This is a genomic window from Flectobacillus sp. (assembly GCF_049240685.1).
GTDB lineage: Bacteria > Bacteroidota > Bacteroidia > Cytophagales > Spirosomataceae > Flectobacillus.
Map to the genome: position 1 here is coordinate 1 of NZ_JBMLSD010000382.1, position 6,842 is coordinate 6,842.

Sequence of the window (6,842 nt, forward strand, 5' to 3'; positions counted from 1 at the left end):
TAAATTTTATTTTGCCCACTAACTTAATTACCCAAGCGAGAGTCAATAATATGTCTCTCGCTTTTTTATGGCAAAGCCCTTCCTTAAATAATTCAATCCTTCGTTTGTGATTAGCTGGAGAAGCTATAATTTTGCAAACCTTATCCAAAGGCAAATGGTCGGCTAAGTAGTTGACTTTAAAGTTGCAAAAATTACAACTTCATGGCTAAAAATCGCTTATCAGAATCAGTTTCGACATCGACATCAGTACCTAACACGGAAAAATCCAAATCAGTATATTTCCCGAATCTTAACGGAGTACGGTTTATTGCGGCTTTTAGTGTGTTGGTACACCATATCGAGCAAGCAAAAGCTGCTTTTGGTTTGCCCAATTTATATTCGAATCATATCATCAAACATGCAGGAAAACAGGGCGTTGGCTTATTCTTTGTCTTGAGTGGCTTTTTGATTACCTATTTGTTGCTTAGTGAAAAAAGCAAAAACAATAGTATCAACATCAAGAACTTCTATGTTCGTCGTGTGCTTCGTATATGGCCTATTTATTACATTATTGTACTTTTAGGTACCTTGGTGTTACCTCATTTTAAACTTTTCTATTGGCAATCGGCAGCGGAGGTATTAAGCAATGCTGAGGCTTTTTGGCCTCGACTTTCATTGCTAATGATGATTTTGCCTAACCTTAGTTTTATTTTTTACGAGTTACCTTATCTATGTTCACAAACATGGTCGATTGGCGTCGAAGAGCAATTCTATTACCTTTGGCCTTGGCTGATTCGCGCTAATTCGTGGAAAGCAAGACTAGGAATTATCGCTATTTTTATACTAGGAACCGCAGCTATCTTCTTGATGTACTTTTTCTTTTTTACGAATAATACCATCAGAGATTTACCGCAATATGTAATTTTCTTCTTTAGTCAATTTCGTATTTTAATGATGGTAGTGGGAGGAATTGGAGCGTATTTGGTATTTACCAAACACTCGATATTGGCATTTCTATTTCAGAGAAAAGTGCAATTTGTGGTGTATGGTATTTTACTAACGATTATTATCTCAGGGTATGAATTCAAAGGGATTAATCTTGAATTGTTGAGTGTTTTCTTCTGCTATTTTATTGTTAATGTTGCCGTAAATCCTCAGTCAATCATCAATCTTGAGCAGTCGGTAGTATCTTATTTGGGCAAAATTTCTTATGGTTTGTACATTTATCATATTGCTATCAACGTTGCTATTATGAATTTTTTGCGTCCTTATCAACAGACTTGGTCGCTGGGAATGTACAATTTGGTTATGTATGGACTAACCATTGGTTTGACAGTTGCCGTAGCGAGTTTATCTTTCCACTTTTTAGAACAAAAACTTTTAGCTTTTAAGGTAAAATTTAGTCACTAGTCCTTGAAGGCAAATCACATCTTATGCCAATTATCGAAGTATTTATAGTCAAGCTGATAGCAATGAGTTTGGCTTTTGTTGCCCAGTATATTTTGTGGAAAAAATACGGAAGCCTTCAAACATGGCTTATTCAAAATCAAATAGGAGTAGTGGCTTCTTTGGTGGTATTAACCCGTCTTATTCCATTTATTTTAGTTTTTGTGATTCTCAAAGAAGAGCCACGAGGCGATGTTCCCTTCTTTTATTACAAAGCTTCTCACGCCGTGCATCTCGATTTGGTTTACCGTGACTTTTGGTCTTTTCATGCTCCGATTTTTTCCTATATTATCGCCTTGCCTCTTTTGATTGTTGATCATGCGAGCTCAATTGTGGCTTTGATGATGGTAGGAGAGTTGGTCTGTGTGTGGTTGACTTATAAGCATTATCAAAGGGTATCATCAGAGGCTTATGCCAAGCTGCTACATTATTTGATGTTACCAGCACCTGTCATTATCTGCTTATTGGGAGGTCAAGAAGATATTTGGTTGTGGGGTTTTGCATTAGGAGCATTAATGATTTGGAAAAAATCCAACAGCGATTTTCGTATGGGATTAATGTTTGCCTTGTCATTACTTTGCTTAAAAGTAACTGTAGCGTTTTTCTTATTTCCGCTGTTTTTTCTGATAAAAGATAAGTTTAAGTTTATATTGAGCATGGCACTGGTTGGTATCCCAAGTTTGGCTTTGCTTTACTACTTAGTAGGCTGGGATTTTTTGATGTTGATAAAACATACCGAAGACCCATATTCCCCAAACTTATTTTCAGTTTTGCGTCCATTTATTGGTGCTAGCGTCAATATAACCAAAATGAACTGGCTGGGGCTTGGGCTATTTTTGCCATTAGCAACTTGGATTGGCTATAGCGTCAGAAATAAATCTTTCGAACGAGCATTTCCTCTGTTGTTTATCCTCACTTATGGCTTAATGCAGCTGTTTTTGCCAAGTGCGATGGCCTATTATATGTTTATCTATTTGGTCATCATCGTATTTGAGTTATGGCAGTATCAAAATGGAAAATTCTTGTTTGTGTTGATATTGCTCAACTTTCTCTTAATTGTTGAGCCGTTTGTGTATGTTTATCACAACAATCCAGTTTTTGATAGTTTTTCAAAATTATCGAATGTAGGTTTGGCTTTAGAATATCTCTTACAATGGGCCTTTGTAATCACGCTTATTTATGTGTTACGAGTGTGTTATTTGCGCCTAAAAGCTTTGCCAGAACTATCTCATCAATAGGGAATTAATCTGATAGTTTCCGAAAAAACTGGGTGATGGTAATACTTTTCCGTAACTTTGCAGTTCACAAAAAATTGACTGAGGCGAGCGGCAAAAGAAAAACAGCTTGCGAATCAGTAAGTTACAAGTTATGACTTTCGAAGAATTTGGTTTAAATAGACAATTACTCAATGCCATTGCCGACGCTGGATACGAGACCCCAAGTCCGATTCAGGAGCAGGCTATTCCATTAGTAATGTCAGGACATGATGTATTTGGAATCGCACAAACGGGTACAGGCAAAACAGCAGCGTATTTGTTGCCAATTTTGATGAAAATCAAATACGCACAAGGTATGCACCCACGTGTATTGATATTGGCACCTACCCGCGAGTTGGTGATGCAGATAGATGCCACGATTACTCAATTGGCTACTTATACAGACATTCGCCACGTGGCTATTTATGGTGGATTGGGACCAAAAACACAAATTGAAACTATCAAAGCAGGAGTAGATATTGTGGTTGCAACACCAGGGCGCTTTATGGATATCTATCTCAAAGGAGAACTTGGGGTAAAGGAGCTAAAGACCCTTGTCTTAGATGAGGCTGATAAAATGATGGATATGGGCTTTATGCCTCAGATTCGTAATATTCTGGAAGTGATTCCTACCAAGAAAAGACAAAATCTTTTATTTTCTGCTACATTTCCTCCAAGAGTAGAAAACCTTTCGTTTGAATTTTTGGAATTTCCCAAAAAAGTAGAAGTGAGCCCACAGGCTACTACAGCCGAAATGGTCAATCAGATATTGTATGAATTACCAAACTTCAAAACCAAAATCAATCTGTTAGGCTCATTAATGACCGATTCGGAGCGCTTCAATCGTGTGATTGTTTTTTGTAGAAGTAAAGAAGTGGCAGACAATATCTTTAAATTCTTGGCTAGAAAAGTAGTGCCAGAAGATAAAATCCGTGTGATTCATGCCAATAAGGGGCAAAATACCCGTATCAATTCGATGGATGATTTTCGTGAGGGAAATATTCAGGTATTGGTAGCCACCGACGTAGCAGCAAGAGGCATTGATATTCAGATGGTAAGTCACGTAATCAATTTTGACGTTCCTATCATTTATGAAGATTATGTACACCGAATCGGTCGTACAGGTCGTGCCAATCAAACGGGCGAAGCCATTACTTTCATGACGATGGCCGAAGAATATCATGTCAAGAAGATTGAGAAAATTATCAAAATGCAAATTCCACGCTTTGCATTGCCTGAAGGTTTGACCATAGAGCAAACACCATTTATCGAAAATCAAGAAATGCTTCGTGAAATAGATGCTCAGCGTAAGAAAGAAGACCCTACCTTTAAAGGAGCGTTTCATGAAAAAAAAGATATTAAAGTAAAGACTAAAGAAAAGCAGGAACGTCAAAAGAAAAAGATTGTAGCAGGAGGAAAAGGACCCAAAAATGGTAGCTTTGGTGCCAAAACAGGAGGGAGCTCTTCAAGAAGAAATACCAAGCGTAGATAATAAACTGGTTTTCTATGCGTTAAAATAAGGAGCGACACACTAGTGTAGTTCCTTATTTTTTTGTAATTTGGAATAAAATCTCAATAGAGACCTCATTACATTTCATCTAAAAGGCTAAATTAGAAAGCTCGAAATTTTATTTTTTGATAAAGAGTGCGTTTACCACCACTTATGAGAAAGTTACTTTATTTTTTCATTTTGAGTTCGACCGTTCAGGCGTTTGCCCAAACAGAAGTAGCTCAATTAGCAAGTTCGAGGCAGATTACTAAGAAGGAAACTGCAAATCTCGACAGTCAGGATGTCCGTTATTTACCGCTTTTTGGAAGCCGAGAAACTTTACAAAAGCAACTCGTTAAGAATGCCGACTTTATAGAGCAATGTGTCACGAATTTCTCCACAAAAGAAGAAGCTAGTAAATTTTTTGCAGAGCGTGGTTGGGAGTACTTAAGTGAAGGATTATTGGATACTGCAACATATCGTTTCAATCTAGCTTATTTGCTTAATTCCAATAACATGGATGTGTATTGGGGGCTAGGGTCTATTAGCTATCAACGCAACAATTTTGAACAGTCAGCAGCCTTTTTACGAAAGGGGCTATCTCTAGCTCCAGACAACGCTGTTTTGATGGTAGATGTAGCCACGGTACAAATTGCCTGCTTCAAAGAAAAGAAAGATTGTAATGATATTGATGATGCACTGGCATTGTTAGAAAAATCGGTAAAACTAGATTCTACTAACGCTAATGCATGGCTCAAATTCTCGATTGCAGAGTTCCAACTCGAACATTTTGATAAAGCATGGGAATATCTGCACAAATGCCGGACCTTAGATTTGAACTTTGTTGATTTGAACTATGTACAAGAACTTATGGCAAAAAAAGAAGATCCCGTCGGTTTTTTTAAATAAGAAATCATAATTATCTATAAAACACACACAAAAAAGCCTAGCTACAATGAGTAACTAGGCTTTTTTGTGTACTTTATTTAATTAAATTGATTGTGTGCAAGAATTAATATGACTATTTTGTGATTTGTAACAAACTATCTCCCATATTTATATTAAATGTAGCAAAATTGATTTGTGAAATGACGCACTAGAGAAAATGATTCTTAAAGTATTTGTGCTGAATATTCATAAAAGTTTTGCCCTAAATCTTCCTAATAACTATGCAATACATAGGCTCGATAGACCAAGGTACAACTAGTACACGATTCATTATTTTTGACAAACAAGGCAACATGATTTCGGTTGGCCAAAAAGAACACACGCAGATTTACCCACAAGCAGGATGGGTAGAGCACGATGCAACTGAAATTTGGCAAAATACGCAAGAGGTTATTGGCTTGGCTTTGGGCAAAGTTAATTTGTCACCACAGGATTTGGCTGCTGTGGGCATTACTAATCAGCGCGAAACAACCGTAATTTGGAACAAACATACTGGCGAACCTTACTACAATGCCTTGGTTTGGCAAGATACACGTGTTGGAAATACCGTAGCAGCACTGGAGGCATCCAAAGGCGCAAACTGTTTTAGAGAAAAAACAGGCTTACCACTGGCTACCTATTTTAGTGGATTGAAAATTAAGTGGTTGTTGGATAATGTAGAAGGGCTTCGTGAAGCAGCACAAAATGGAGAGGCCATTTTTGGTAATATGGACACTTACGTAATCTGGAATTTGACGGGAGGAACCGATGGAGGTATTCATGTTACAGATGTGACCAATGCTAGCCGTACCCAATTGATGAACCTCCACACGATGCAATGGGACGATGAAATATTAGAGACACTCGATATTCCCAAACAAATATTACCAGAAATCCGCTCGAGTAGTGAGGTATATGCCGAGGCTAAGGGCTTATTGGTTGGTGTGCCTGTAGCTGGTGATTTGGGCGACCAGCAAGCGGCCTTGGTAGGTCAAACCTGTTTTGCTGCTGGCGAGGCCAAAAATACTTATGGTACAGGATGTTTTATGCTACTCAATACTGGAACTACGCCTACTCCTTCAACTCACGGATTATTAACCACAGTAGCCTATCAGTTTGGCAAAGAACCTGTACATTATGCCTTGGAGGGCTCGGTAGCTATTACGGGTGCTTTGGTACAATGGTTAAGGGATAATTTGGGTATTATCGAAAAAAGTTCGGATATAGAAGACCTTGCTAAATCAGTAGAAGATAATGGCGGATGTTATTTTGTACCAGCATTTTCAGGTTTATATGCACCATACTGGAAATCAGACGCTCGGGGTGTCATTGCAGGACTAACTCGCTATGTCAACAAAGGGCATATTGCACGTGCTGCATTGGAGGCTACGGCTTTCCAGACATTGGAGGTGTTGGAGTCTATGGAAAAAGATGCTCAAATTGAAATATCATCGCTGAGAGTTGATGGTGGAATGGTCGTGAACGAAATGCTTATGCAGTTTCAGTCTGATATGTTGGACGTGCCCGTTGTATGTCCTTCAATGATAGAAACTACAGCTTTGGGTGCTGCTTATGCGGCTGGCTTGGCTGTAGGCTATTGGCAAGATTTGAATGATTTGAAGCAAAATTGGGGTGTAGCTCATACTTGGAAGCCCAGTATGCCATCAGAACAACGTGAAAAGCTACATCATCACTGGAAAAAAGCGGTTACACGTAGTTTTGATTGGGTGGATTAAATCTTGAGC

Annotated in this window: 5 protein-coding genes; all 5 read left to right on the top strand. The window is 38.4% G+C overall.

The genetic code is table 11. The features are described from left to right. The first annotated feature begins 201 nt into the window (after window positions 1–201). The 5 genes from ACOVQ4_RS17705 (at window position 202) to glpK (ending at window position 6,833) form a co-directional block, all read left to right on the top strand. Window positions 202–1,389, top strand: coding sequence for an acyltransferase family protein (locus tag ACOVQ4_RS17705; protein ID WP_421821946.1), 1,188 nt, complete (start codon window positions 202–204; stop codon window positions 1,387–1,389). A gap of 23 nt (window positions 1,390–1,412) precedes the next feature. Then, on the top strand, window positions 1,413–2,663 hold the full coding sequence (locus ACOVQ4_RS17710) for a hypothetical protein (RefSeq protein WP_421821947.1): 1,251 nt from the start codon (window positions 1,413–1,415) through the stop codon (window positions 2,661–2,663). Between the two features lie 130 nt (window positions 2,664–2,793). Beyond that, window positions 2,794–4,173, top strand: coding sequence for a DEAD/DEAH box helicase (locus ACOVQ4_RS17715; RefSeq protein WP_421821948.1), 1,380 nt, complete (start codon window positions 2,794–2,796; stop codon window positions 4,171–4,173). Between the two features lie 171 nt (window positions 4,174–4,344). Further along, complete coding sequence (locus ACOVQ4_RS17720) at window positions 4,345–5,079, top strand: tetratricopeptide repeat protein (protein ID WP_421821949.1); 735 nt, start codon at window positions 4,345–4,347, stop codon at window positions 5,077–5,079. Between the two features lie 260 nt (window positions 5,080–5,339). Then, window positions 5,340–6,833, top strand: coding sequence for a glycerol kinase GlpK (gene glpK, locus ACOVQ4_RS17725; RefSeq protein WP_421821950.1), 1,494 nt, complete (start codon window positions 5,340–5,342; stop codon window positions 6,831–6,833). The last annotated feature ends 9 nt before the right edge of the window (window positions 6,834–6,842 follow it).

Excerpts from the sequence above, each read along its gene's own strand:
- ACOVQ4_RS17705 (WP_421821946.1), top strand. The coding sequence starts at position 202 with ATGGCTAAAAATCGCTTATCAGAATCAGTTTCGACATCGACATCAGTA.
- ACOVQ4_RS17710 (WP_421821947.1), top strand. The coding sequence starts at position 1,413 with ATGCCAATTATCGAAGTATTTATAGTCAAGCTGATAGCAATGAGTTTG.
- ACOVQ4_RS17715 (WP_421821948.1), top strand. The coding sequence starts at position 2,794 with ATGACTTTCGAAGAATTTGGTTTAAATAGACAATTACTCAATGCCATT.
- ACOVQ4_RS17720 (WP_421821949.1), top strand. The coding sequence starts at position 4,345 with ATGAGAAAGTTACTTTATTTTTTCATTTTGAGTTCGACCGTTCAGGCG.
- glpK (WP_421821950.1), top strand. The coding sequence starts at position 5,340 with ATGCAATACATAGGCTCGATAGACCAAGGTACAACTAGTACACGATTC.